The following is a 25793-nucleotide window of genomic DNA, read 5'->3' as shown; positions in this document are numbered from 1 at the left end:
TGCGAGGATCGCGTCGGCCCTCGGCCGAAACTCGCGGACGAGCGGCGGGCTCAGGCGCCGACGGGATGCCCGTCGGCGACGGTCTTGACGTTCTTCAGCAGCGCCCGCTGCACGGTCTCGTTGCCGGCGACCACGGTGCCCGTCGACAGCATCTTGTCGCCGCCGGAGCCGTCGCTGACGAAGCCGCCCGCCTCGCGCACCAGCACGATGCCGGCGGCCATATCCCATGGCTTCAACTCGTGCTCCCAGAAGCCGTCGAGCCGACCGGCGGCGACGAAGGCGAGGTCGAGCGCGGCGGCGCCCGCCCGGCGGATGCCCGCGACGCGGCCCATCAACGGCTGCAGCTCGGCGAGGGCGCGGACGTGATTGCCGTGGCCCAGGAAGGGCAGCCCGGTGCCGATCAACGTGTCGGCGAGATCGGCACGGGCGGCGACGCGCATGCGGCGGTCGTTGAGGAAGGCGCCCTGACCGCGCTCGGCCACGTAGAGCTCGTTCATCGCCGGATTGTAGACCACCCCGGCGACGAGCTCGCCCTGTCGCTCCAGCGCGATCGACACCGCGAAGATCGGGATCGCGTGCAGGAAGTTGGAGGTGCCGTCGAGCGGATCGACGATCCAGCGGTGCTGATCGTCGTCGCCCTTGGTGAGGCCGCTCTCCTCCATCAGGAAGGAGTAGCCCGGGCGTGCCTTGGAGAGCTCCTTGTAGACGATCTCCTCGGCCCGCATGTCGGCCTTCGACACGAAGTCGGCCGGCCCCTTGCGCGAGACCTGCAGGTTCTCGACCTCGCCGAAGTCGCGGGCGAGGCTGCGGCCGGCCTTCTCGGCGGCCGCCACCATCACGTTGAGGAGTGCGGAACGGGCCATCAGCGACCCCCGCGCACGTGGCGCATCGTCATCATGGCGCTCCGATCAGTCCGCCCGGCGGACGTAGGAGATTTCCTCGGTGTCGACGACGATCTTCTCGCCGGCCGCGATGAAGGGCGGAACCATCACCTTGACGCCGTTCTCGAGTACCGCCGGCTTGTAGCTCGAGGAGGCGGTCTGCCCCTTCACCACCGCGTCGGCCTCGGCGATCTCCAGCGTCACGTGCTGCGGCAGCGAGATGCCGATGGGCTTCTCCTCGTACATCTCCAGCGTCACGGTCATGCCGTCCTGCAGGAAGGCGGCGCGCTCGCCGACGAAGTCCTTCGACAGCTCGATCTGCTCATAGCTGTTGTTGTCCATGAACACGAGGTCGTCGCCCTGCTCGTAAAGGAACTGGAAGTCCTTCTGTTCCAGGCGCACGCGCTCGACGGTGTCGGCGGAGCGGAAGCGCTCGTTGAGTTTGCGGCCGTCGAGGAGGTTCTTCAGCTCCACCTGGGCGAAGGCGCCGCCCTTGCCCGGCTTCACGTGCTGCACCTTCACGGCCGCCCATAGCGTGCCTTGGTGCTCCAGCACGTTGCCGGGGCGAATTTCGTTGCCGTTGATCTTCATGGCTCGTCTCTAAGGGTTGTCATGTCACGAAACGGGGACCGGTTCCGTGCACGCAGAACACGCCCCGGCGGGGTTCCGCGGCGTGGTAAACACAGTGGCGGCCCAAGGGCAACCTCTGCGCCGACGCGAGCCGCCTCAACCGCCGCGGAAGGCGCCGGCGCGGCGCTGCGCCTCGGCCACCACGTCGGCATCGGCGGTACCCATGTAGCCGTCGAGGAAGAGATCGGAGATGCCGGCGCCGCGGGCGATGAGGTGCCACTTGATCGCCTCGACCGGGTCGGCGGCGACGCCGCGGCCGTTGGCGAGGATGCGGGCATAGCGGTTCATCGCCACCGGATTGCCGCGGCGGGCCGCCTCGGCGAAATAGTGGGCGGCGACGGCCTCGTTCGGGACGACGCCGACGCCGTTGAAGAGGCGCATCGCGTAGGGGAGCACCGCCGATCGATCGCCGGCGCGCGCGGCCCGGCCATACCAGCGCGTCGCCTCGGCGTCGTCGGGCAGCGTGCCCTGCCCCTCCTCGTACATCACCGCGAGGGCGAACTGGGCGGCGCTGATACCGCCCTCGGCCGCCTGCTTCATCCATTTGAAGGCGGCGTCGAGATCGACCTTTCGTCCCTCGCCCTTGATGTACATGAGGGCGAGGCTGTGGGCGGCACCGGCGCTGCCGGCCTCGGCGGCCGCCTCGAAGGTGTCGGCGGCGCGCCCGGCGTCCTGCGGCAGGCCGCGCCCGGCGAGCATCATCGCACCGAGGCGGTTCTCGGCCCCGGCGTTGCCGAGATCGGCGGCGATGGCGTACCACCCGGCCGCCTTCTCGAAGTCCTGCGGCACCCCGAGCGCCTCCTCGTAGAGGCGGCCGATGAGGGCGGCCGCATCGGCGTCGTCCTCGGCGGCGGCGCGCAGGGCCACATTGAAGGCGGTGTTGTAGAGACCGCGCTGATAGGCGCCGAAGGCGTAGTGGGCGAGGCGCAGCGTCTCGCCGGTGCCCGTGCCGGCGTCGAGCATCGGCTGGGGGATCGCCGAGGGTCCGACGTCCACCACCGCGCCCTCGTCCGTATGGGCGGCCGACACCACCACGCCGGGCGCTTCCTGCTGCGGCAGAACCATCGGACGGCTGAGCGGCATCGGCAGGAAGTCGCGACGTGACCGGCCGAGAAGATCGTCGGCGGCCCCGGGGGTGCGCGGCGGAATGACCGTGGTGGTGGTGGTCGTGCGGGGCGGCCGGCTCGGCGCCCTCGGTGCGGAGGGTGCCGCCGTGCCCGACGGCTCGTCCCGCGGCACCGCTCGCGGCTTTTCGAGCGGCTCCGGTGCCGCGCCGGTCTCCTCGGGCACCGTGCCGGGACGCTTGTCGGAAGCGGCGTCGGCCGGAACGCCGCTCGTCGGCGCTTCGGCATCCGGCACCGGCATCGGGGGCTCGGCCGGCGCCCCTTCGCCCGCCGGGGCGTCGACGGGCGGCGTATCGGCAGGCGGGATGATGGCGGGCGGGGCGATGGCAGGCGGGGTGGCCTCGGCCGGGATGTCGCCCGATGTCGCAGGTGGCGCCTCGGGGGGGACGGGCTGTGGCAGCTCGGAGTCGGAGACGCGGTTGCGTTCGGCGAGGTCGCCGATGGCGTCGTCCTCCGTCGGCTCGGCCTCACTCTCCGTCGGCGTCGGCATCGGCATCGGCGAGGCGCCTGGCTCGACCGGTGGCCGCTCGGCGTTCGTTGCCGGAGCGGTGTCGTCGGCCTGCGGCGCGATGTCGTCCGGCGATGCGGCGGACGGCTCCGGCGGCAGCGGCTCCACCGGCGCACCGGTGGTGGACGTATCGCCGGCTGATGTATCGGTGGTGGACGTGTCGATGGCGGACGTGTCGTCGGCGCGGGGCGTCACGTCCCGCAGCGGCGGTTCCTCCGGCGTGACGACGCGCACGGGGGCCAGCGCGGGCGCGTCCGCATCCGGCGGCTCGCCACTCGCCGGCGCTTCATGCTCCGCCCCGTCCGCCTCCGGCGAGGGAAGCGACGCCCCCTCCTCCACCGGAGCGGCGCTCTCGTCGGCAGGCGCCCCGATGGGGGATGAGGCGGTGGGGGGCGACGCGGTGGGCGATGAAGCAGGAGCCGGACCTTCGGTACCTGGCGCCGGGGCGAGGGGAACCGCCTCCTCCGTCGCCTCGGTCGCGTCGGCCGGAGGCGACGGGGGCTCGGTCTCGGCGGCTTCGGCGCTTTCGGCAGCCGCCGCCGGGGGATCGTCGACATCGTCCGCGGGCGCCCGGGGGGAAGCCTCCGGAACGCTCGCCAAGGGGTCCGTCGCCACGCCGTCTCGGATGGCCGGCGGCGCGGTCGATGGGGTGGCTTCAGCGGTCGGGGTGGTGGTCTCCGCGGTGAGCGGCGGACGCACCTCGCCCGTCCCGGGGCCGTCCTGCGCTGCCGCCCCGGTGCCGATCGCAAGTGACAGGACCAGCGCGCCCGCGCGCCTCACGACGCGGCGACACCGTTCTGAAGGCGCGCATTGATGTAGGCCACCTGCTCGCCGGGCCCGACCGAACCCTGAAACACGTTCACGGCGATGAACTCCGATTTCGTCGCGATCAACCGGTCGATCGCACTCCACTCACACGGGCCGGCAATGACGGCAGGCACCTCGAACAGCGCCTGCCACCACGATGCGAGGGCGAGAGCGTCCTCGTCGAGACGGGCATCGTCGCCGAACCAGATATAGTCTGCGCCCGTGTCGCCCAGTGTCATCGCCTCGTGACGGTCGCGCGCCAATGCGCCGATCGTCGCGCCCTCGGGGCGGGTATCGACCGCGCGGTAGCATTCGTCGAAGCCACCGCTCGCGTGGATGCCGTCGGCACCGTGCTGCACGGGCCACGGCAGCGCGGCCCCGCTCTCGAAATCATAGCCGAGAAGGGCCGCGACGCCAGCCTGCTGCGCGACGCGGACGAGCTCGTCGGTCTCAGCGGACGCCGCCGGCAGGACGACGGCGGCGACGTCGCCCCCGCCGATCGCCTCGGCGAGGGCCGCGCTCGGTAGCTGCGCCGGCGCGACGAGGATCAAACGCTGACGCAAAGGCTCGCCTTACGCCGCCTCGCGCTCGTCTTCCGGGCTCCAGGTGCCCGTCGCAGCGCGACCATTCATCCGGGCCCGATGGGTGAACGCCGCCTGCGCCGCCGGCACGTTCTCCTCGCGTCCGCCCCACGCCTTCAGCGCCGCCTGCTGCAGCGCGCGGCCATAGGAGAAGGTCATCTTCCAGGGGAAGCCGCCGATCTTGTTCATGATCGCGAGGTGCTCGGTGGCCGCCTCGTCGGACTGGCCGCCCGACAGGAAGGCGATGCCCGGCACCGCCGGCGGCACCGTCGCCTTGAGGCAGGCGATGGTCATCTCGGCGACCGTCTCGGCCTGCACCTGCGGCCCCTTCTGGCCGGGGACGACCATGTTGGGCTTCAGCACCATGCCGGTGAGGTCCACGCGCTGGGCGAACAGCTCGTCGAACACCATGTTGAGGGCGAGCTCGGTCACCTCGTAGCAGCGCTCGATGGTGTGGCCGGAGTTCGGCCCGTCCATGATCACTTCCGGCTCCACGATCGGCACGATCCCGGCTTCCTGGCAGAGCGTCGCGTAGCGGGCGAGGGCGTGGGCGTTGGCCGCGAGGGCGCCGCGGGTCGGCAGACCCTCGGCGATGTCGATCACCGCGCGCCACTTCGCAAAGCGCGCGCCGAGCTCGTAGTACTCCTTGAGGCGCTCGCGCAGGCCGTCGAGGCCTTCCGTCACCTTCTCGCCCGGGAAGCCGGCGAGCGGCTTGGCGCCCATGTCGACCTTGATGCCCGGCACGGAGCCCGAAGCCTTCATGATCTCCACGAAGGTGCGGCCGCTCTTCGCCGACTGGCGCAGCGTCTCGTCGTAGAGAATCACGCCGGATACGTAGTTCTTCATCGCCTCGTCGGCGGTGAAGAGCATTTCGCGGTAGGCGCGACGGTTCTCCTCGGTGTTCTCGACACCGATCTGGTCGAACCGCTTCTTGATGGTGCCGGTGCTCTCATCGGCGGCCAGGATCCCCTGTCCGTCCTGCACCATGGCCTTGGCAATTCCAGCCAGTGTCTCGGTCATCTCAAAACTCCCTTGGACCCTCTGCGCTTGTGCTGCTTTTAGCGCTCAGCTCGCCGACTTCAAAGCTTCAACACCGGGCAACGCCTTTCCTTCCAGCCACTCCAGGAAGGCGCCACCGGCGGTGGAAAGATAGGTGAACTCGTCCGCCACACCGGCGTGGGCGAGAGCGGCCACGGTGTCGCCGCCGCCGGCCACCGTCAGCAGCCCCTTCTTGGTGCAGGCGGCGGCGTGACGCGCCGCGGCGACGGTCCCCTGATCGAAGGGAGGAATCTCGAAGGCGCCGAGCGGGCCGTTCCACACGAGCGTCGCCGCGTGGTCCATCTCGCCGTTGATCGCCTCGATCGTGTTGGGGCCGACGTCGAGGATCATCTTGTCGTGGTCCACCCCCTCGTCCACGCCGATGTGGAGGTGGGGGGCGTCAGCCTCGAACTTCTCCGCCACCAGAGCGTCGTGCGGCAGCATGATGGCGCAGCCCGCGCGCTCGGCCGCCGTCATGATGCGGCGGGCGGTGTCGGCCTGATCGGGCTCGCAGAGCGAGCGGCCGACGTCGATGCCGAGGGCGTGAAGGAAGGTGTTCGCCATGCCGCCGCCGACCACCAGGGCGTCGACCTTGGCGACGAGGTTTTCGAGAAGCGCGATCTTGGTCGACACCTTGGCGCCGCCGACGATCGCCATCACCGGCCGCTTGGGTGTGCCGAGCGCCTTCTGGAGCGCGGCGAGCTCGGCCTCCATCGCCCGGCCCGCATAGGCCGGCAGGCGGTGGGCGAGCGCCTCGGTCGAACCGTGGGCGCGGTGGGCGGCGGAGAAGGCGTCGTTGACGTAGAGGTCGCCGTTCGCGGCGAGGGCGTCGGCGAAGGCGGCGTCGTTCTTCTCCTCGCCCGCGTGGAAGCGGGTGTTCTCGAGGACGAGCACGCCGCCCGCCGGCAGCGCCGCGACGGCGGCGGCGGCCGCCTCGCCGGTGCAGTCCTCGGCGAAGGCCACCTCGCGGCCGAGCACGTCGGCGAGCGCCGGCACCACCGGCTTCAGCGACATCTCGGGCACCACCTTGCCTTTCGGCCGGCCGAAGTGGGCGAGCAGGATCACCTTCGCCCCCTTGTCGGCGAGCTCCAGGATGGTGGGCTTCACCGCCAGGAGACGCGTCGCGTCGGTGACGCGGCCTGCCTGCATCGGCACATTGAGGTCCACGCGCACCATGACGCGCTTGCCGGCGACATCGCCGATCTGGTCGAGGCTTTTGACACCCGTCACGCTTCGATCGCCTTCTTCAACAGAATCCATTGGGACGACGGGTTGTCCCACCCGTCCTTCACTATGTCGGCGCGGGCGATTTCGCCATAGCCGAGCCGCTCGTAGAGCCGCCGCGCCCCCACATTCTCGTCGGCCACGATGATGGAGACGGCCGCCAGCCCCTCCTCCACCGCCCGCCCTTCGGCGTAGGCGAGGAGGCGGGAGCCGAGCCCCCGGCCGCGCGCCCGCGGATAGGTGGCGACGACGTTGAGGTACCAGGTCCCCACCACCATGTTCTCGAGCATCTGGAGCGGCCGGAAGATCGGCGGCATCGCCTCGCCGATCTCGACGACGCCGCAGATGGGATAGCCGTTCATCGCCGCCACCACGGTGCCGGCTTCCTCGATCACCACCATCTGGCCGTCCTCGGCGCGCTTGACCTGGCGCGCCGCCCCGATCTCCCACGGGTCCTCGTCGGGACCCGCGAGCTCCTTCCACAGATGCAGCGGCAATCCCTCCCCCGCGAAATTCACGAGGTCGGCGAGGGCAGGACCGTCGCTCGTCCGCGCGAGACGCATGCGGGGAGGGAAAGGCAGCATCGTCAGATGGTCTTCGCCATCGCGACGGCCGTGTCGGCCATGCGGTTCGAGAAGCCCCACTCGTTGTCGTACCAGGAGAGGATGCGGCAGAAGTTGCTGTCCATCACCTTGGTCTGGTCGGTGGCGAAGATCGAGGAATGGCTGTCGTGGTTGAAGTCCATCGACACCAGCTTGTCGTCGGTGACGCCGAGGATGCCGTCGAGCTCGCCGGCGGCGGCCTCCTTGATGGTGGCGTTGATCTCCTCGACCGAGGTGTCGCGCGCGGCCTCGAAGGTGAGGTCGACCACCGACACGTTCGGCGTCGGCACGCGGATCGAGACGCCGTCGAGCTTGCCGTTGAGCTGCGGCAGCACCAGCCCCACGGCGCGCGCCGCGCCGGTCGAGGTCGGGATCATGCTCATCGCCGCAGCACGGGCGCGGTAGAGATCCTTGTGCATCGTGTCGAGCGTCGGCTGGTCGCCCGTATAGGAGTGGATCGTCGTCATGAAGCCGCGCTTGATGCCGATCGCCTTGTCGAGCACGTAGGCCACCGGCGCCAGGCAGTTGGTGGTGCACGAGGCGTTGGAGACCACGAGATCCTCGCTCGTCAGCACGTCGTCATTGACGCCGAAGACGATGGTCTTGTCCGCGCCCGAGGCCGGGGCGGAGACGAGGACCCGCTTGGACCCGTTCTCGAGATGCATCGCCGCCTTGTCGCGCGCGGTGAAGATGCCGGTGCACTCCATCGCGATGTCGACGTCGCTCCAGGGCAGGGCCTTCGGGTCGCGCTCGGCGGTGACGCGGATCTTGCCGTAGCCGACGTCGATGGTGTCGCCGTCGACCTTCACCTCGGCGGGGAAGCGGCCGTGCACGCTGTCGTAGCGCAGAAGGTGGGCGTTGGTCTCGACTGGGCCGAGGTCGTTGACGGCGACGACCTCGATGTCCGTCCGCCCCGATTCCACGATCGCGCGCAGCACGTTGCGCCCGATCCGTCCGAATCCGTTGATTGCCACCTTGACAGCCATGTGTCGCCTCCGAGTGAATTTCCTCTGCTTCTGTCGCAGCCGGGCCACAAGAGCAAGAGCAGGCTTGCGCGTTGCCATGCCTTGCCGCACGGGCCAAGGAAAGCCCCTCGGCGTCCCCGATCGCTCAAGCTGGTAACTATCCCGTCAAAAAGACGGATCCACTGCCCGAACGTGCCGGATCGCAGAAAAGTCCCAGCACGTTTCGGCCGCGCGCTGGCGCGCCGGCGAAACGGTGGACCGATGATGTCGGAAAGGGGGAAGTGACGAAGCCGCCTCGGCCGATGGAAGGTTCGATCCCGGGACCTACAAAGTAGGTGGGCGCCGTATGTCCCAGCCCACGGGCCAGGTCAGGAACAGCTCCCTTTAGGATCGATAAGGCCCCGGGGATTCAAGTTCCTGTCGAGCCGAACAGCCTCGTCACCGCCAATATAGATGCGCCCGGGCCCGGCGGGAAGAAGCCCGTCGTCTTTTCCGAGCGAAAGTCGATCGCCTCACCGCCGCGTCAGCGCGAGGGCCGCGCCGCCGAGGAGGAGCATGCCCCCGCCGACCTTCTCCAGAAGGCGCACCCGCTGGCGGTTGAACATCGACCCGGCGCGCCCGGCGAGGACCGCGTAGGCGCTGTCGAGCGGCGTCGCCACCGCCATGAAGATGCCGCCGTAGACGGCGACCTGGAGCCAGGCGGGCTCGGCCGGATCCACGAAGGGCGGGATGAAGGCGCCGAAGAAGAGCAGCGCCTTGGGGTTCGACCAGATGACGAGAAAGCCCTGAACGCCGTATCCGAGCAGCGAACGGCGCTCGGCGCGGCGGGCGGCGAAGGTGCCGTCGGAGCGCAGCAGCTTGATGCCGAGATAGACGAGATAGGCCGCGCCCGCGAGCTTCACGTAGACGAAGGCCTCGCCCATCACCGCCACCACCACGTCGAGGCCCAGCGCCACCACGACGATCATGGTGGCGACCCCGAGCTGGGTGCCGGCGATGTTGGCGAGCCCCGCCGACGTACCCGAGCGCAGCGAATTCGCCACGATGAGGCTGATCGTCGGCCCCGGAACGATGGCGATCGCCGCCGAGGCGAAGACGAAGGTGAGGATCACGGAAAGGTCGAACATGGCGCGGCTCCCTGCGGGGGGCTCACCAAGCACCCGAACGCGAAGCCGTTCAATCTCTTTTCGGCAGGCCGAGGACGCGCAGCCGGTCGAGCGCGCCTTGCAGGATCATCGTGGCGGCCACCTTGTCGATCGCGGCGCGGCGCTTGGCGCGCGAGGTGTCGGTCTCGATGAGCGAGCGCTCCGCGGCGACGGTCGACCAGCGCTCGTCCCACGCGACCAACGGACGCTCGGTGAGGCGGGAGACGTTGCGGGCGAAGTCGCGCGTCGACTGCACCCGCGGCCCGGCGGAGCCGTCCATGTTGAACGGCATGCCGATGACGAAGGCGCCCACATTGTAGCGCGCCGCGAGCGCGAGCAGCGCCTCCGCATCGGCCTTGAACTTCGTCCGCCGGATGGTGTGGAGCGGCGAGGCGATGCGCCAGCCTTCGTCGGAGACGGCGATGCCGATGGTCTTGGTGCCGAAATCGAGGCCGAAGAGCGCGCCGTGGACGCCGCCGATCTCCTCGATGGGGGTGAAGGGGTCCATCAGCTCGCTCCGAAGAGATCGCGGGCGGAGCGCCAGACGGCGCCCTCGTGCGCGCTGACGAGGCGCACGAAGGCGGCGACGAAGGCGTCGACCGCCGCGGTGTGGACGGCGTGGTGGGTGAGGAGGCCGACGGGGCCCTCCCCGGCCATCGCCTCCGCCAGGATGGCGGCGCGGATTTCGGGCGCGTGGAGATCGCGCGTGGTGCGCCAGGCGATGGGGTCGACGTGGGTGTCGACCCGCAGCAGCACGCCGGCGACGGGCGGGCCGCCAAAGCGGGAGAGGCCCCGATAGCCGGCCTCGGCGAGAGCGGGCGCGAGGTCCTCGCGCATGCGGTTCCACGGCGGCACCATCACCGGCAGGAACGCCGCCGATCGGGCGAGGCGCTCGCGGGCGGCGACGCACTCGGCGACGATCGTCGCCACCGGGCGGGCGGCGCCGAGCTCGGCGGACTTGCCGTGCCGCTCGTGGTTTGCGTGGGCGACGCCGTGCTGCAGCACGTCCACCCCCTCCTCGCCGCACCAGTCGAGAAGGCCCGCCTCCACCCCGGCGGGGATCACCGCGAGCGAGAGCGGCGCGCCGTGCCGCGCCGCCACCTCCCGCAAGGCGCACAGCCGCGGGCCGACGCGCACGGCGTCGTCGTCGCGCCACCAGAAGGCGCGCGGACGGCCGGCGGCGGCCGCCGCATCGAGCGCGGCGACGAGCGGGGCGAGACCCTCCATCAGCCCACCATCCTCCATCGACGCTCCATCCTCCACCAATCTGCCACGCAACGGCGACGACGAAGGGGGGTGCCGCGTCCTGTCGTCATCATAGGCCCATCCTCGGCGTCCTCGGCGCACCGGCTTAGAGCACGTCCCGCTCCAGGGAAACGCTCGAGCGGGAAAAGCGCATTCGATGAGACGGCGCCCGCGAGAGGCGTGCTCAGCCGCCCTTCGCCGCCGCCAACAGGATCTCGGCGGTGCGGGCGGCTCCGTCGACGTCGATCGCCGGACGCGGCGGCGGTGGCGCGGCGAACGAGGCGGCGACGGCGCTCGCGAGGCGTTCGGTGGTGAGCGCATCCTCGTCGATCACCTCGGCGAGGCCGCGCCGGGCGAGCGCGGCGGCCCGGTCGGACTGCTCGGTCTCCTCGTGCGCCGCGAAGGGAACGAGCACGGCCCGCACCCCGGCAATCAATACGTCGAGGACGGTGTTGTAGCCCGCCTGGCTCACCGAGAGCTCGGCACGGGCGAGGAGGCTGCGGAAGTCGGGGCGGTTGGGCTCGAGGGTGACGCCCGCCGGCGCCGCCCGGCGCCACGCCGAGAGCCGGTCGCCGAGCTGCGGCGAGGTGAGGATGCGCCAGTCCCGCCCCGGCGTCAGCCGCGCCGCGCCGATCGCCGCCTCCACCAGCGCCGCGCCGACGCCGCCCCCGCCGGACGAGACGAGGATCTCCCCCTCCCCGTCCCCCGCCGAGACGGGTGGCGCCGGAGCGTGGACGAACCCCGTGTAGCGAATGCGCTCGGCAAAGGCGGCCGTCGCCCCAAAACTCTCCTCGAGCCGCACGAAGGCCGGGTCGGCGTGGACGAGCACCATATCGAACCAGTCCGACACCAGCGCCGCCATCGCCGCTTCCTTGGCGGCGCTCTTTCGCACCAGCACGTCGCGCACCGAGGCCGCGATCGGCACGCGGCCCTTGAGGGAGGCGAGCGCCGGCACGATCTCGCCGGCGAAGGCGCGGCGGCCGAGGGGGAAGGTCTCGGTGAGCACCGCATCGGGCCGCACCGAGCGCACCACCTCGTCGAAGGCGGCGCGGCGAGCCGGCTGCCAGTCGGCGTAGGGGCGGCCATCCTCGCCGAGGATGGTGGTGAAGCTGCCGTCGGTGGCGAGCACCGGGGGAAGCTGCACCACGTCGAGCCCGGCAAGACCGAGGGTCGCCGGCGGGCGGGCGCCGAGAACCAGCGTCACCGCGGTACCGCGCGCGGCGAGAGCATGGCCGATCGCCGCCGCCCGCACGGTGTGGCCGGTGCCCAGGAGGTGCTGCACCCAGATCAGAACGCGCGTCACCGCCGGCATCCCCGGTGCGCGGCGGCGGCGTTCAGAAGCGCCGTGACGCGGGCGGCGCCGGCCGCGAGGTCGTGGCGGGCGGCAAAGCGGGCGGCGGCCTCGCCCATCGCGCGGCGGCGCGGCGTATCGGCCAGGAGCGCCAGCGTGGCGTCGGCGATGGCGCCGGCGTCGTGCGGCGGCACGAGGATCCCGGTCTCCCCGTCCACCACCACGTCCACGGTGCCGCGGGTCGCCCCGCCCACCACCGCGAGACCGGCCGCCTGCGCCTCCAGAAAGAGGAAACCGAAGGGCTCGTCGATCGCCGGCCACATGAAGATCTCGGCGCTGCGCAGGAGTCGGCCGAGCGCCGCCTGCTCCAGCGCGCCGCGGAAGACGCCGGGCGGAAAAAGCGGCTCCAGCCGGGAGCGCGCCGGCCCGTCGCCGGCGACGACGAGGCGCGTCGCGGGCACCGCCTGCCGGACGAGGGCGAAGGCGTCGGCGAGGACGGCAAGGCTCTCCGCCTTGCGCCCCTCCCGCATCATCGCGGCGGATACGAGCGGTGCGCCACCCTCTTCGCGCGGGCCGGCGAAGGGCGCGGTGTCGATGAAGGGCGGCAGGTGGACGAGCCGCTGCGGCAGATGGGCGGCGAGCCCCGGCATGTCGTAGGCCGTCACGGCGGCGACGCGGTCGGCCCGGTCGAGCGCGGCGTCGGCGAGGGCGAAGTGGCGCGCCCAGGGGCCGTCGGCGTGGCGCGGCGCCCGGCTCGCCTCGATGATCGCGTAAGGCAGATCGAACGCCGCCGCGAGCCGCGGCCCGAGGAGATCGGGCGCCTTGTGGTAGTTGTGATAGGTGAGGATCGCGTCGGGCGCCCCCTCAGTCCGCCAGAGGGCGGCGAGGCGCGCGGCTTCCCGCTCCGCCTCGGCAAGCAGGGCGTCGAGCCCCTCCGGCGTGCGCCTCCACGTGACGAGGCGGGAGACGAGCGCCGCTTCGTGCCCGCCCCGCGCCAGCGCCGCGAGGATCAGCCGGACGAAGGTGCGGTCGCCGGAGGGCACCGGATGATCCGGCGGCTTCATCGGCGCGAGGACGGCAACCCTCATGCAGCGCGGTGAGCGGGCTCGTCGTCTCCCGAGAGGCGGCTCGCCAGGAGCTCGAGCGTCGGCATGGGCGAGAAGCGCGTCTTGACGCGGCTGATCCCCGCCTCGGCGAGGCGGGCGCGCAAGGCCGGATCGCCGCCCACGCGGGCCATCGCGTCCGCGAGCGCGGCCGGATCGCGCTGCTCGACCAGGATGCCGGTCTCCTCCGTCACGATCTCCGGCACCGCCGACACGCGGGTGGAGACCACCGGCAGCCCGAGCGCCATCGCCTCCATGATCACGTTGGGCAGCCCGTCGCGGTCGCCGTTCTTCGCCACCCGGCTCGCCAGCACGAAGACGTCGGCCCGGCGATAGGCCTCGATCACCCCGTCCTGCGCCATCGCGCCGGAGAAGGTCACGCGGTCGGCGATGCCGAGCCGCTCGGCGAGCTTTTCGAGCCGCGCGACGAGCCCGCCGCCACCGACGTGCTCGAACCGCCAGTCGAGGTCCGCCGGCAGCTTGGCGAGCGCGCGCAAGAGGTCGTCGAGCCCCTTCTTCTCCACCGCCCGGCAGACCGACAGGAAGCGCACCGGCCCCGCCCCCGTCCGCTCGGGCGGAGCGGGAAAGCGCGAGAGATCGAGCCCGTGATAGCCGAGCGTCACCTTGTCGGGCCGGTCGGCGAGAGCCCTGAGCCGCGCGACGTTGGCGGCGGTGCAGGTGACGCCCCACTCGGCCGCGGCGATCTTCTCGGCGATCTCCCAGTCGGGCGTCGTGTAGATGTCCTTGGCGTGGGCGGAGAAGGCGAACGGCAGGCCCCGCATGGTGGCGGCATAGCGGGCGACCGACGCGGGCGTGTGCAGGAAGTGCACGTAGATCATCGCGATGTCGCCAGGCAGCTCGGCCGCGAGCACGGCGGCCTGGCCCCAGCGACGACGGCGGCTCGCCGAGGGGTCGCGCGCGAGGTCGGCGGCATAGATCGCCTCCGCCTCGGCGTAGCCCGGCAGCCTCGCCGCCACGTTGCGCCCCGCCCGCACCCGCGCCGGATCGTCCTTCAGATACTCGGGCAGGTAGAGGACGGGTGCCGAGATCTCCCGATGGAGCGCGTGGACGGCGCCGTCGTAGGGCTTGCGGAGCGACACGATGAGGAGATCGAGACCGAGCCGCTCGAGCCCCAGAATCTCCTGCGCGATGAAGGTCTCCGACAGGCGCGGATAGCCCTTCACGACGACGGCGATGCGACCCTTCGCCATCAGCGCACGAGCGTCAGGGCCGGGGCCGCCCGGCGCGGCGCCTGCAGGATCTCCGCCGCCCGGTGGTTGATGGTGTCGAGCCCCGACAGGAGCTCGGTGAACCCCGCGGCGGACGGGCGCCGCTGGTCCGGCAGGTTGGCAAGTGCCTCGATCATCATCTCGACATCCGGGTAGGAATCGATGGGAAGCGACGTGAGGAGTCCCGCCGCCTCGGCCTTCGCCGCCCGGATCGCCTGCTCGCGCCGCGGCACGATGCGCGGCACGAGCAGGGTCGGTTTGTCGAAGGACAGGATCTCACAGAAGATATTGTAGCCGCCCATGCCGACGATCGCCGTCGCCTGGGCCATCAGGCGCTCGATCACCGGGGTGAAGCGGATGAGATGCACGTGGCGCAGCGCCTCGGCCCGCGCCTTGAAGCGCGCCTGCGCGTCCGGCGGCATGAAGGGACCGAGCACGATGAGCGCGGGGAACAGCGGCCGCTCGTGCGCCTCGTAGGCCTTCAGCACCCAGTCGACGAGCTCCATCCCGTCGCCGCCGCCGCCCGGGGTCACGAGGATGAAGGGCTCGTCGCCGAAGGGGTTCTCCTCGGCGTGGTCGTCGCTATCGGGGATCTCGCGGCGGAGGTAGCCGGTGAACAGCATCTTGTCGCGCACCTTCTCCGACACGGCGATGCCTTCGAGCGGGTCGTGCACGGCCTGCTTTCCGTAGACCCAGATGTCGTCGTAGATCTCCTCGAGCGCGCGCACGGCGTGCTTGCGGTCCCACTCGTCGGCGAGGCTCGCGGGGTCGTCCATCACGTCGCGCAGCCCGAGGACGAGACGCGTGCCGCGCCGCTTCAGCATGTTGAGCGTGTCCTCCACCTCGCCACGCAGGCCGAGCGGCTCCTTGTCGACGAGGAAGATGTCGGGGTCGAACACGTCGGCCGTGTGCTCGATGATCGAGGCGCGCAACTTCAGCATGTGCTCGATGTCGAGCCGCAGCGAATGGGGCGAGTAGGCCCCGTCGCGCAGCTTGATCACGCCGGGGACGCGCACGAAGTCGACCCGCGGACGAAAGTCGAAGCTGCCGATGATCGGCGATCCCGACAGGATGATCACCGACAGGCGTGGCATGGCCGCCACCATCGAATGAGCGATGGCGCGGCAGCGGCGCAAGTGACCCAGCCCGAACGAATCGTGCGAGTAGATCAGGATCCGCGGATGTTCGGTCGGCATAGTTCAGCCATCCGGAAGCCTGCGCGCACCGAAATTAGCGCCGCGCTAACTCAACAGCTATGCGACACGCAGCGCAAGGGCGCAACAACCGGAGATAAACGTTCCCCCGGCCGTTGGCTGATGCTAACGTCCGGCCACGATGGAAAGCACCCTGTTCGGCTTTATTTGGCGGTACTCGAAGCGCCAGCAAATCATCATCCTCGGGATGACCGTGGTGTCGTTCCCGATTCTCTATATGACGCTAGAACTGCCGAAGTGGATCGTCAACGATGCCATTTCGGGCAAAGATTTTCCGAAGTCGATCATGGGTTTCGAGCTGACGCAGATCCCCTATCTGATCGTGCTCTGCGGCATCTTCCTCGGCCTCGTCGTTCTGAACAACGGCGTTAAATATGTCCTGAACATCTACAAGGGCGTCTCGGGCGAGCGGATGCTTCGCCGCCTGCGCTACATCCTGTACAACTACATTCTCCGCTTTCCCCTCACCCGCTTCCGCAAGGTGTCGGGCGGCGAGATCATCCCGATGATCACCGCCGAGGTGGAGGACGTCGGCGTGTTCATCGGCGAGGCGATCGCCACGCCCGCCTTCCAGGGCGGCACGCTGCTCGTCTACATCGTCTTCATCTTCGCCCAGGACCCGTTCCTCGGCGCGGCGGCGGTGTCGCTCTATCCGCTGCAGGCCTACGTGATCCCCAAGCTGCAGCGCCGCGTCATCATGCTGACGCGCGACCGGATCAAGAACATCCGGGTGATCTCCGACCGCATCGCCGAGACCGTCAGCGCCGCCACCGACATCAAGGCCAACGACACGGCCCGCTACCACCTCGCGGACCTGTCGGACCGCCTGTTCCTCAACTACCGGATCCGGCTTGCGATCTTCCGTCGCAAGTACATGATTAAATTCCTCAATAACTTTCTCAACCAGCTCCCGCCCTTCTTCTTCTATTCGGTGGGCGGTGTGCTGGTGATCAACGGCTCGATGTCGTTCGGTGCCCTGGTGGCGGTGCTTGCCGCCTACAAGGACCTCGCCTCGCCCTGGAAGGAGCTGCTGAACTGGTACCAGAACCTCGCCAACGTGTCGGTGAAGTACCAGACGGTGGTGGAGAATTTCGACGTCGACGACGCCGTGCCGACGCACCGCCTCGACGGCCTCGGCGAGGATGCGATCAACCTCACGACCCCCACCATCGCCCTCTCCTCCCTCGCCGTCAGCGGCGGCGGCAGCGGGCAGGAGGTGCTCGACGTGTCGATGGAGGTGAAGCCGAAGGCCCGTCTCGCCGTCTATGGCCGCGACGGGTCGGGGCGCAGCGAGCTGCTGCTCGCAATCGCCGGCCTCCTCCCGCCGATCGCCGGCCGGGTGACCATCGACGGCCACCGCATCGACGAGCTCTCCCACGCGATGGTGGCGCGCCACGTCTCCTTCGTCGGCAGCGAGCCCTACATCTTCAACGACACCATCCGCGACAACATCGTCTACAGCCTCAGAACCGAGCCGCGCCGGGACGGCGAGAACGGCGGCACGGGCGACGTCAGCTCGCTGCGCTACGCCGAGGCGACGCTGACCGGCAACTCGCTGCTCGACATCTCCGCTCCGTGGGAGGACTACGAGCGGGCCGGCGTCAGCGACCCGTCCGAGCTCGACGACCGGCTGATCGAGCTCGTCGAGCTCGTGGGGCTCGAGGGCGACCTCTATCGCCTCGGCCTCGCCGCCCATCTCGAGGAGCAGCTCACCGAGAGCTTTGCCGACAAGATCATGACCGCCCGCGCCGAGGTGGTCCGCCGCGCCACCGAGGACAAGAGCTGGGCCGGACTCGTCGAGCTGTGGACCTCGGGCGAGCTCAACAACTCGGCGACGCTCGGCGAGAACACCCTCTTCGCCGTGCCGAGCGACCCGGGCTCGCGGGTGTGGGAGGCGGCGTTCGACCCGACGGTGCGCGACGCGCTGAAGACCGCGAAGGTCTACGACCTCCTCGTCGACATCGGCGCCTCGGTCGCCGCCACCATGATCGAGCTGTTCTCCGACACCGGAGCCGACGCCAGCCTGATCGGCGACTACTCCTTCCTCTCCGCGGACGAGATCCCGCTCTTCGAGCAGCGCCTGCGCCGCTACAACGCCAAGCCGCAGAAGCCGCTGCCGCAGGAGGATGCGGACGCCTTCGTCGGCCTCGCCTTCCGCCTGGTGCCCGGCCGCCACCGCATCGTGACGCTCGACGCCGAGCAGGAGGCCAAGATCGTCGGCGCCCGCGAGTACGTCCACAAGGCGCTGAAGGGCAACGACCGCTACGCGCTGTTCGACGAGGCGAGCTACATCCCGCCCCTCTCGGTGGAGGAGAACATCCTGTTCGGTAAGCCGCGGGTCGACCGTCGCGGCGCGTCCGAGCGCATCGACAACCTGCTGCGCGACACGGTGAAGGAACTCGGACTGCGCGACCCGATCGCCCGCGCCGGGCTCAACTTCGAGGTGGGTGTCGCCGGCGGACGGCTCTCGGCGAGCCAGCGGCGCCGCATCGGCCTGGTGCGCGCGCTCGTCAAGCGGCCGGACGTCCTGATCCTCGACGCGGTGGCCGACGGCGACAAGGCGCTGATGACGCGCATCATGGACGCCTGCGCCGAGCACACGCTGATCGTCGGCACGGCTGACCCGCAGATCGCCAAAACGCTCGACAAGGTGGCGGTGATGCGCGAGGGCAGGTTGGTCGCTCAAGGTCCATGGGATAGCGTGCAACAGATCGCGATCGACGGCGTGGCCGTCGAAGCCCTCGAGAAGGAGGCGTCATGAGTCTGGAGAGTGACGCCGCCGCGCTGCGGAAGATCCCCCTCTTCCGCAATGTGGACGACCAGAAGCTGAGGCTTCTCGCCTTCCTATCGGAGCGCGTGCGGTTCGATGCCGGTGAGAATCTCGTCGAAGAAGGCGACTTCGGCGATACCGCCTACATCATCCTGGCGGGCAACGCCGACGTGGTGATCCAGAGCGTCAACGGCGAGCAGCTCGTCGCCACCGTCAAAGAGAACGATATCGTCGGTGAGATCGCCATTCTGATCGACGTGCCGCGCACCGCCACCGTCCGCGCCACCTCCGACCTCGTGGCGCTCGCCGTCTCCAAGGAGCACTTCTTCAAGCTCCTCACCAATTTCCCGGACATGGCGGTGGAGGTGATGCGCGCCCTCGCTCATCGCCTCGAGCGCACCACACGCGAATTCGGACGGCTCCGCGCCGCCCTCGCCGATGGTTGAGCAGACACCCGATACGCTGTCCCTCACCATCTGGGGCGCCCGCGGATCGATCCCGGCGCCCGGCCGCGACACCCTGCGCTACGGCGGCGAGACGACCTGCTTCGAGCTGCGGGTGGGCGAGAAGACCATCCTCATCGACTGCGGCTCCGGCATCCGGCCCGCTGGAGGCGCCCTCGCCCGCCGCGGCGTCAGCCAGGTGGACGTGCTCTTCACCCACACCCACATGGACCATCTCTGCGGCCTGCCCTTCTTCTGCCTCGCCTACGATCCGACGGTGAAGGTGAACCTGTGGGCCGGCCACGTGCCGCCCGGCGGCACGCTGGAGAAGATCATCGAGCGGATGATGAGTCCGCCGATCTTCCCGGTCGCGACGTCGGCGCTCAACAACACCTTCTTCCGCAGCTACAAGGCCGGCGAGACCATCACCCTCGACTGCGGCGTCACCGTGCGCACCGTGCGGCTCAACCATCCCGGCAACGCCTGCGGCTACCGCTTCGACCATGCCGGCTCCTCCATCGCCATCATCACCGACCACGAGCACGGCAACCCGGCGATCGACGATCCCATCGCCGAGCTCGTCGAGGGCGCCGACGTGATGATCTACGACGCGATGTATCTCGACAGCGAATATCCCCGCTTCGTCGGCTGGGGCCATTCGACCCCCGGCGAGGCGCTGGCGCTCGCCGCCCGGGCCGGCGTCAAGATACCCGTGCTCTTCCACCACGATCCCGACCGGACCGACGACGAGCTCGACCGGCTTCTGGAGGACGCGCGGCGGCGGATGCCGACCACCTCCGTCGCCTATCAGGGCCAGACCTTCACCCTGCGCGGCGGACGGCTGCTCGAGACCTCGAACGCGCTCGCCTCCACGGTGAGCTGACCCGTTTGCGCGATAGCAAGGAGCGCCCCCGATGAAACTCTCCACCGCGCCCGCCGCCGTCGTCACCGGCGGCGCCTCGGGGCTCGGCGAGGCGACGGCCCGACGGCTCGCCGCCGAAGGTGCCAAGGTCGCGATCTTCGACATGTCCGATGCCGGCGCGGCCGTCGCCGAAGAGCTCGGCGGCGTCTACGCCAAGGTGGACGTGACCAGCGAAGACAGCCTGAAGGCCGGCTTCGAGGCCGCCCGCGCCGCGCACGGACAGGAGCGCATCCTCGTCAACTGCGCCGGTATCGCGCCGGTCGCGAAGACGGTGTCGCGCGGCGCCGCCCATCCGTTCGACATGTTCGCCAAGGTGATCGACGTGAACCTCGTCGGCTCCTTCCGCGCCTCGGCCCTCTCCGCGCTCGGCATGTCGGCGACTGATCCGGTCACCGAGGACGGCGAGCGCGGCGTGATCGTCTCCACCGCCTCCGTCGCCGCCTATGACGGCCAGATCGGGCAGGCCGCCTACGCCGCCTCGAAGGGCGGCATCGCCGCCCTCACCCTGCCGCTGGCGCGCGACCTCTCCCAATACGGCATCCGCGTGATGACCATCGCGCCCGGGATCTTCGAGACGCCGCTCCTGATCGGTCTCGGCGAGAAGGTGGTGAACTCGCTCGGGGAGCAGGTGCCGTTCCCCAAGCGCCTCGGCAAGCCCGCCGAATATGCCGATCTCGTGGCGGCGATCGTCCAGAACCCGCTCCTCAACGGCGAGGTGATCCGCCTCGACGGCGCGATCCGCATGGCGCCGCGCTAAGGCGCGTCGCCCGGACGCCCCGATCATGTCCGGGCTTGTGGCTGATTGCCCAGAGGGCGCCCCTCCGGGCGCGATCGCGCGAACGCCAGATGGAAACGGGCAGCCGGAGCCGCCCGTTTCCTGGAGTGCTGGGACCAGGTGAAGAGGGCATCTTCGGGAAGGTCCTGATCCCAGCCGACGAGCACCACACAGTTATGCTCGCCGATGGCGAAAGGGGGCCGCCATCATGAACGATGGCGGTGACGCTGCTTGGATCGATCGAGCCGTCAGGCCGCAGCCAACCTGCCGAGCCGAGATGCGGAATCACCTCGGCGGCGTCGGCGGACGGTGTGCTCAGGTCGATATTGAGGGGGGAAGAGTCCTCCCATCGAGATCGCCGGCTCGCCGCGGCCCGCGCGGTTGGTCGCCATGGAGAGGAAGATCCTCCTGGCAACGACCGTCGCCGCACCGTTTCGACGGAGCAGATCCGATGTGATTCCGCTTAAACGCACCATACTCTAGCTTTATCTTAATAGATCGTTGAAACTCTAAACCCAACAGACAATACGTTACGCGACATGAACGAACATAACTTACCAATTTGCGTCAGAGAGCCTCGGAGTTCGTGGTGAGCGTCCGCAGATGCTGCGGAACTCCGACGGAGAAACGCCAACCCAGCGCTTGAAGGCGCGAGTGAAGCCGGAATGCTCCTGATAGCCGAGCGCGACGGCGATCTGAACGAGCGAGAGATCGGTCTCCAACAGCATCGCGATCGCGCGCTCGCGCCGCGCCGCGTCCACGACCTCGCGATAGGAATAGCCCTTTTCGCGCAGTCGCCGCTGCAGCGTCTGTACGCCCAGTCCCGCGAGCTGCGCCGCCCCCTCGATGTCGGAGCGGCCGTCGAGGAGGCGCAGGCTCACCAGCGCGGACAGTGAGCGGGCAGGCTCCGGGGCGTCGCGCATCACGCTGTCGGCCACCACCTCGCGAAAGGTCACCGGCCCGTTGAGGGCGTGGTCCGGCAGGAGCCGGACTTGCGCGAGGTCGGCGCCCGCCAGCGGAACGCCGACGCCCGGCTTGCCGCAATGGACCGGAACACCGAGCCGCTCTTCGAGGAGCAGCACCCCCGGATCGTGCGGGTAGCCCACTTCGATCCATTCCGGCAGCCAATCCTCACCGAGGTAAATCCGGCAGAAACCGAGGAGGATGGGGATCAGGTGATCGCTGTGGTGACGCCTGTCGATGTCGACGGGGCGGTCGAAGTTGCGCAGGATGAGGCGCTCCTCGTCCCGCACCAGCCGAACGGTCCCCTGGTTGTGGTGCGCCGACACGGTGGTGGACAGCCGTGCGATCGCCGTGCCGAGCGTGAGGGCGCTGATCGTATATTGGCCCCAGCGCCCGAACGCCTTGCCGGCCATCTGCTCGCCGATGTCGAGACCGAAGGTGCGATCATCGAGATAGAGCCCGCATCGCCCGATGATGTTGACCATGGAGCGAAACGGGATCGGGATGTCGGGAAGCCCGGTCACATCGGCCGGGAGGCCGGCGCCCTCGAACATCCGCCACAAGGCGGCCTCTCCGGCGCGCTCCTCGAACAGATTTGGAAGGGGACCGAAGCCGTTCGCCCGCACCAACCCGATCGCTCCAGTGGGACGCGTCTCCATTCCGTTCGGCCTCACGCTACTAAATGTCTTCTTGTCGATTTGAGTCAGTTGTGGGCCGAGTTCTCGTTCGTTTGCAATTGGCGAATTGTTCAGCTGTTGCGAACGACCACGCACGGCGCAAGCGCGGCCGAGATGCGCTTGCAGAGCGCCTGTGCCTCGGCCCGGTTGGTCGCGCCGAACTGCACCGCGTGAATCGGCCGCCGGCCGCGCGCCGCGAAGCGGCGGAGCACCACGTGCGGCCCCTTGGCGACGAGATCGCCCGGCAGACGGGGCTTGAGCCGAGCATATTGGCGCATGGCGATGGTCCGATTCGGGTGGCCCGCGACCTGCGCCCCCCACGGCGTCCACCCGCCGGCCGTATCCGCAGGCGGGGCGACGGAACGCTGCCGCCCGAGGCGAGCGATGAGCGTCGGGCAATCGATCTCGGCCTGGTAGTCGGGCCGCGGCTGCGGGGTCGGCATCTCCGTCGCGACGCTCTCCGCGTCGGAGATGACGTCGCCCGCGGCGGCTGCCACCTCCACGGGCTCGGCCGTCGCAGAGCCGTCGTCCTCGGCGGCGGGTGGCGCGGCGGTCGCGTCCGCGCCGGAGGACCCTTCGACCGCCTCCACCTCCAGCGCGGCAGACGGCTCCGTCGTTACCGGGGTCGCGGCAGGCCGCTTTGCCGTCAGCGGGGTCGCAGCAGGCCGCTCCGCCGTGGTCAAAGTCGCGGCAGGCCGCTCCGCCGTCGTCGAAGTCGCTGCAGGCCGCTCCGCCGTCGTCGAAGTCGCTGCAGGCCGCTCCAGGGGCGTCGGGATCGCGGCGGGTGCGGCACCGCCGAGCGATCCCATCGAGCCGAGCACGTCGGCCTCCCAGCGCGCCTCCAGCACGGCCGCCTCCGCCGCCCGCGTCGCGGCCCGGCGCGCCCGCAGCGCCCAATAGTGGGCCGAGCGTCCAGTGATCGAGAAGACGTAGTCGATGGTCTCGTAGGGCAGCCCCCCGTCGCCGGCGACGAAGGGCGGCACGCGGTTCGGCCCGCCATTGTAGCCGGCCGCCGCGAGCCCCCAGGAGCCGAAGCGCTGCTTGAGGTCGGCGAGGAAATGGGCGGAGGCGAAGAGGGCCTCCCTCCGGTCGAACGGATTGGCGAGGCCGCGGATGCGGGCGGTGCCGGGCATGAACTGGGCGATCCCCTCCGCCCCCATCGGGCTGACCGCGCCGGCGTTGAAGCGGCTCTCCTTCCAGATCAGCCGAATGAAGAAGTCGTGCGGCACGCGGTAGCGATCGGCGGCCGTGACGAGGAGGCGGCAAAGCTCGGCCGTCTCCGCCGCCTTCGCCGCGTCCTCCTCCGTCTTCTCCCTTTCGGCTTCGGCCGGCTCGTCCTCGGCGCTCGCCCCGACGGCATCCTCGGTGGCTTCGCCCGCGGCGTCTGTGGCGTCTTCGGTCCCGTCCCGGGGAGTGCCGGACGCTTCCGGCACGGCTTCTGCCGGATCCTCGGTGGTCGCCACGGTGACTTCGGCGATCGACCCGCCGGTGCTCGCAAGCGTCGCCACGCTGGCGCCCGCCGCGGCGACAGGCGGCGGCGCGATCATCAGACCGGCGAGGAGTGCCGCGACCACACGACGCTCCCCTCTCAAACGGCATGGCATTCGCAACTCCCGAACATTCGCGAAGCCGTTTCCTCAATGACACGCAAATGAGGCATCGGCATATCAAATGCACCCGATGCGACGGAAAACATTGTCAAGGCGCGGTTTCATCCCCATCACAGGGCATGACACGTAAACTTGGAGCCACGGTGAAGATCCGACACCATCAGGGTGATCTGCCCGTCCCGCATGCTGGCATCTCCTCCATAGCCATCGATACCGAGGCGATGGGGCTGCAATACCCGCGTGATCGCCTCTGCGTCGTGCAGATGTCGACGGGCGACGGCTCCGTGGACATCGTACAGATCGCCCGGGGGCAGAGGGAAGCCCCCCACCTCCAGGCACTGCTCGCCGATCCGGCCGTGGAAAAGATCTTCCACTATGCCCGGTTCGACATGGGCATCCTGAGGGCGACGTTCGGGGTCATGCCGGCGCCCGTCTACTGCACCAAGATCGCCTCCAAGCTGGTGCGCACCTACACGGATCGGCACGGCCTCAAGGAGCTCGCCCGCGAGCTCGTGGGCGAGGACATCTCCAAGCAGCAGCAGAGCTCGGACTGGGGCTCGCCCAGCCTGTCCGACGCGCAGCTCACCTATGCGGCCTCCGACGTGCTCTACCTCCACAGGATTCGCGACGTGCTCACCGGCATGCTGGAGCGCGAAGAACGCCTCGCCCTCGCCCGCGAGATCTTCGCCTTCCTCCCGACGCGCGTGACCCTCGACCTTGCCGGCTGGCCCGAAACAGACATCTTCGCCCACTCATGACCGACGCGAGCGCCACCTTCTCCTATGCGGACGCGACCGCCGACGGCGGGCGTCACCTCGAGCAGCGTCGCGCTCGCCGGCACACGCGGCGCGTCCGCCGGCTTAGGGTCGTCATTCCGATCGTGAGCGCCATCATCGCGCTCGGCCTCACGGCGGCGGCGGTGCTGCCGAAGCTGCTGCCCTTCTCCGCGCTTGCCGGCCTGTCGCTCACCGCCGACGGGCTGGTGATGAATTCCCCCCGCCTCGCCGGTCATCTCGGCGAAGGGCGGCGTTACGAGGTGGTCGCCGACCGTGCGGTGCAGAGCCTCCTCAATCCGGCGCGGCTCACCCTCGAAGGGCTCAACGCCGATCTCGACATGGGTAACGACCAGCGCGTGACGATCCACGGCAACGAGGCGACCTACAACACGAGCACCGAGGTGCTCGACGTGTCTGAGGGCGTGTCGCTGGTCTCCTCGGACGGCAACGAGGCTCAGCTGAACGCGGCCACCGTGTTCCTGCGCGAAGGCCGGGTGGAAGGCGACGGCGGCATCGAGATCACCTCGCCGCGCGGCCACATCCGCGCCGGTCGCATCGACATCACCGAAGGTGGCGCACGCATCCGGATGACGGGTGGCGTCTCCATTGTCATCAACCCCGCACCTTGACCGATTAAGGCATCATCCGGAGACGACCGTTATGATCTTCCCATGGGCGCGCGCAGGGCTCGTCATCGCCATCCTTGCGGCCAGTCTCTCCGCCTCGGCCGCGCAGACACTCCAGACGGGCTTCGCCGACTTCGGGTCCGATCAGAACACCCCGATCGAGATCGAGGCCGACGCCCTCGAGGTTCAGGACAAGTCCAACATCGCCGTGTTCACCGGCAACGTGACGGTGCGCCAGAAGGAGGCCTCGCTGCAGACCTCGCGCCTCACCGTCCACTATGCCGCGAACCCGCAAGCCCCGCGCACCGACGGAGATGCCCCGGCGACGCCGCAGAACCAGCGCATCTCGCGCCTCGAGGCCGACGGGAAGGTGCTCCTCACCGCCAACGGCCAGTCGGCGACGGGTGACGCCGGAACGGTCAATTTCGACGACCGCACCCTGGCGCTCAACGGCAACGTGACGCTGTCGCAGGACGGCAACGTCATCACCGGCGACACGATCACGGTGAACCTCGACACCGGCATCGCCCGGGTGGAATCGCGCTCGCGGGTGCGGGTGCTGCTGTCGCCGGGCGGTGCGAAGTCGAATTAGCCGGCGGCGGCGGCGAGAAAGCCACTGGTCAACGAAGCGGCACGGGTGTACA

Annotated in this window: 24 protein-coding genes and 1 other RNA gene; 7 read left to right on the top strand and 18 right to left on the bottom strand. The window is 69.8% G+C overall.

Annotation, left to right across the window (positions count from 1 at the left end; genetic code table 11):
- Positions 1-50 precede the first annotated feature (50 nt).
- The 16 genes from JCR33_RS15800 to JCR33_RS15725 all read right to left on the bottom strand — a co-directional run bounded on the left by JCR33_RS15800 (position 51) and on the right by JCR33_RS15725 (position 15569).
- On the bottom strand, positions 51-863 hold the full coding sequence (locus JCR33_RS15800) for an inositol monophosphatase family protein (protein ID WP_198883074.1): 813 nt from the start codon (positions 861-863) through the stop codon (positions 51-53).
- A gap of 45 nt (positions 864-908) precedes the next feature.
- The gene (gene efp / locus JCR33_RS15795) at positions 909-1472 is read right to left on the bottom strand and encodes an elongation factor P (protein ID WP_198883073.1); all 564 of its coding nucleotides are present in this window, start codon (positions 1470-1472) and stop codon (positions 909-911) included.
- 135 nt (positions 1473-1607) lie between these two features.
- On the bottom strand, positions 1608-3923 hold the full coding sequence (locus JCR33_RS25530) for a tetratricopeptide repeat protein (protein ID WP_198883072.1): 2316 nt from the start codon (positions 3921-3923) through the stop codon (positions 1608-1610).
- Complete coding sequence (locus tag JCR33_RS15785) at positions 3920-4501, bottom strand: thiamine phosphate synthase (RefSeq protein ID WP_198883071.1); 582 nt, start codon at positions 4499-4501, stop codon at positions 3920-3922. The genes JCR33_RS25530 and JCR33_RS15785 overlap by 4 nt, the downstream gene beginning before the upstream one ends.
- Before the next feature lie 21 nt (positions 4502-4522).
- Positions 4523-5551, bottom strand: coding sequence for a class I fructose-bisphosphate aldolase (locus JCR33_RS15780; protein ID WP_198883070.1), 1029 nt, complete (start codon positions 5549-5551; stop codon positions 4523-4525).
- 45 nt (positions 5552-5596) lie between these two features.
- The gene (locus JCR33_RS15775; protein WP_332461208.1) at positions 5597-6799 is read right to left on the bottom strand and encodes a phosphoglycerate kinase; all 1203 of its coding nucleotides are present in this window, start codon (positions 6797-6799) and stop codon (positions 5597-5599) included.
- On the bottom strand, positions 6796-7377 hold the full coding sequence (locus JCR33_RS15770) for a GNAT family N-acetyltransferase (RefSeq protein ID WP_198883068.1): 582 nt from the start codon (positions 7375-7377) through the stop codon (positions 6796-6798). Before JCR33_RS15770 ends, JCR33_RS15775 begins: the two co-directional genes overlap by 4 nt.
- Before the next feature lie 2 nt (positions 7378-7379).
- Entirely contained in the window at positions 7380-8381 is a 1002-nt protein-coding gene (gene gap / locus JCR33_RS15765; RefSeq protein ID WP_198883067.1) for a type I glyceraldehyde-3-phosphate dehydrogenase, read from the bottom strand.
- Positions 8382-8643: 262 nt separating this feature from the next.
- Positions 8644-8799: non-coding RNA, 6S RNA (ssrS, locus tag JCR33_RS15760), on the bottom strand.
- Positions 8800-8872: 73 nt separating this feature from the next.
- Positions 8873-9487: a LysE family translocator gene (locus JCR33_RS15755; protein ID WP_198883066.1), complete on the bottom strand. Its 615-nt coding sequence runs from the start codon at positions 9485-9487 to the stop codon at positions 8873-8875.
- A 49-nt stretch (positions 9488-9536) separates the two neighbouring features.
- On the bottom strand, positions 9537-10013 hold the full coding sequence (gene ruvX / locus JCR33_RS15750) for a Holliday junction resolvase RuvX (RefSeq protein WP_198883065.1): 477 nt from the start codon (positions 10011-10013) through the stop codon (positions 9537-9539).
- Positions 10013-10750, bottom strand: a complete 738-nt coding sequence (locus JCR33_RS15745) for a polysaccharide deacetylase family protein (RefSeq protein ID WP_198883064.1) — start codon at positions 10748-10750, stop codon at positions 10013-10015. The genes ruvX and JCR33_RS15745 overlap by 1 nt, the downstream gene beginning before the upstream one ends.
- 184 nt (positions 10751-10934) lie before the next feature.
- Complete coding sequence (locus JCR33_RS25525; protein ID WP_198883063.1) at positions 10935-12053, bottom strand: glycosyltransferase family protein; 1119 nt, start codon at positions 12051-12053, stop codon at positions 10935-10937.
- Positions 12050-13129: a glycosyltransferase family 4 protein gene (locus tag JCR33_RS15735; protein WP_198883062.1), complete on the bottom strand. Its 1080-nt coding sequence runs from the start codon at positions 13127-13129 to the stop codon at positions 12050-12052. Before JCR33_RS15735 ends, JCR33_RS25525 begins: the two co-directional genes overlap by 4 nt.
- The gene (locus tag JCR33_RS15730; RefSeq protein WP_198883061.1) at positions 13126-14355 is read right to left on the bottom strand and encodes a glycosyltransferase family 4 protein; all 1230 of its coding nucleotides are present in this window, start codon (positions 14353-14355) and stop codon (positions 13126-13128) included. The genes JCR33_RS15735 and JCR33_RS15730 overlap by 4 nt, the downstream gene beginning before the upstream one ends.
- A complete protein-coding gene (locus tag JCR33_RS15725) occupies positions 14355-15569 on the bottom strand; it encodes a glycosyltransferase family protein (protein ID WP_198883060.1) in 1215 nt (404 codons plus the stop codon). Before JCR33_RS15725 ends, JCR33_RS15730 begins: the two co-directional genes overlap by 1 nt.
- A 139-nt stretch (positions 15570-15708) precedes the next feature.
- On the opposite strand from JCR33_RS15725, the gene JCR33_RS15720 reads away from it, so the two are divergent.
- Genes JCR33_RS15720 through JCR33_RS15705 form a run of 4 tightly spaced genes read left to right on the top strand, consistent with a single transcriptional unit; the run spans position 15709 to position 20479 of the window.
- A complete protein-coding gene (locus tag JCR33_RS15720; protein ID WP_211110342.1) occupies positions 15709-18348 on the top strand; it encodes an ABC transporter ATP-binding protein/permease in 2640 nt (879 codons plus the stop codon).
- Entirely contained in the window at positions 18345-18803 is a 459-nt protein-coding gene (locus JCR33_RS15715; RefSeq protein WP_198883058.1) for a cyclic nucleotide-binding domain-containing protein, read from the top strand. Before JCR33_RS15720 ends, JCR33_RS15715 begins: the two co-directional genes overlap by 4 nt.
- On the top strand, positions 18796-19683 hold the full coding sequence (locus tag JCR33_RS15710; protein WP_198883057.1) for an MBL fold metallo-hydrolase: 888 nt from the start codon (positions 18796-18798) through the stop codon (positions 19681-19683). The genes JCR33_RS15715 and JCR33_RS15710 overlap by 8 nt, the downstream gene beginning before the upstream one ends.
- 31 nt (positions 19684-19714) lie before the next feature.
- Positions 19715-20479, top strand: a complete 765-nt coding sequence (locus tag JCR33_RS15705; protein ID WP_198883056.1) for an SDR family NAD(P)-dependent oxidoreductase — start codon at positions 19715-19717, stop codon at positions 20477-20479.
- Positions 20480-21051: 572 nt separating this feature from the next.
- On the opposite strand, the gene JCR33_RS15700 is transcribed toward JCR33_RS15705, so the two are convergent.
- Positions 21052-22233, bottom strand: coding sequence for a helix-turn-helix domain-containing protein (locus JCR33_RS15700; protein WP_198883055.1), 1182 nt, complete (start codon positions 22231-22233; stop codon positions 21052-21054).
- On the bottom strand, positions 22209-23711 hold the full coding sequence (locus JCR33_RS15695; protein WP_198883054.1) for a lytic transglycosylase domain-containing protein: 1503 nt from the start codon (positions 23709-23711) through the stop codon (positions 22209-22211). Before JCR33_RS15695 ends, JCR33_RS15700 begins: the two co-directional genes overlap by 25 nt.
- 179 nt (positions 23712-23890) lie before the next feature.
- Between JCR33_RS15695 and JCR33_RS15690 the strand changes: the two genes are divergently transcribed.
- The 3 genes from JCR33_RS15690 to JCR33_RS15680 are packed head-to-tail and all read left to right on the top strand — an operon-like array spanning position 23891 to position 25741.
- Positions 23891-24505, top strand: coding sequence for a ribonuclease D (locus JCR33_RS15690; protein ID WP_198883053.1), 615 nt, complete (start codon positions 23891-23893; stop codon positions 24503-24505).
- On the top strand, positions 24502-25152 hold the full coding sequence (gene lptC, locus JCR33_RS15685; protein WP_198883052.1) for an LPS export ABC transporter periplasmic protein LptC: 651 nt from the start codon (positions 24502-24504) through the stop codon (positions 25150-25152). The genes JCR33_RS15690 and lptC overlap by 4 nt, the downstream gene beginning before the upstream one ends.
- Positions 25153-25183: 31 nt before the next feature.
- The gene (locus JCR33_RS15680; protein WP_198883051.1) at positions 25184-25741 is read left to right on the top strand and encodes an LptA/OstA family protein; all 558 of its coding nucleotides are present in this window, start codon (positions 25184-25186) and stop codon (positions 25739-25741) included.
- Positions 25742-25793 lie beyond the last annotated feature (52 nt).

The sequence above is a fragment of the Acuticoccus mangrovi genome, from assembly GCF_016411865.1.
Taxonomy (GTDB): Bacteria; Pseudomonadota; Alphaproteobacteria; order Rhizobiales; family Amorphaceae; genus Acuticoccus; species Acuticoccus mangrovi.
Note: the sequence above shows the minus strand (reverse complement) of the source record. Positions and strands in the feature narration are given on the sequence as shown.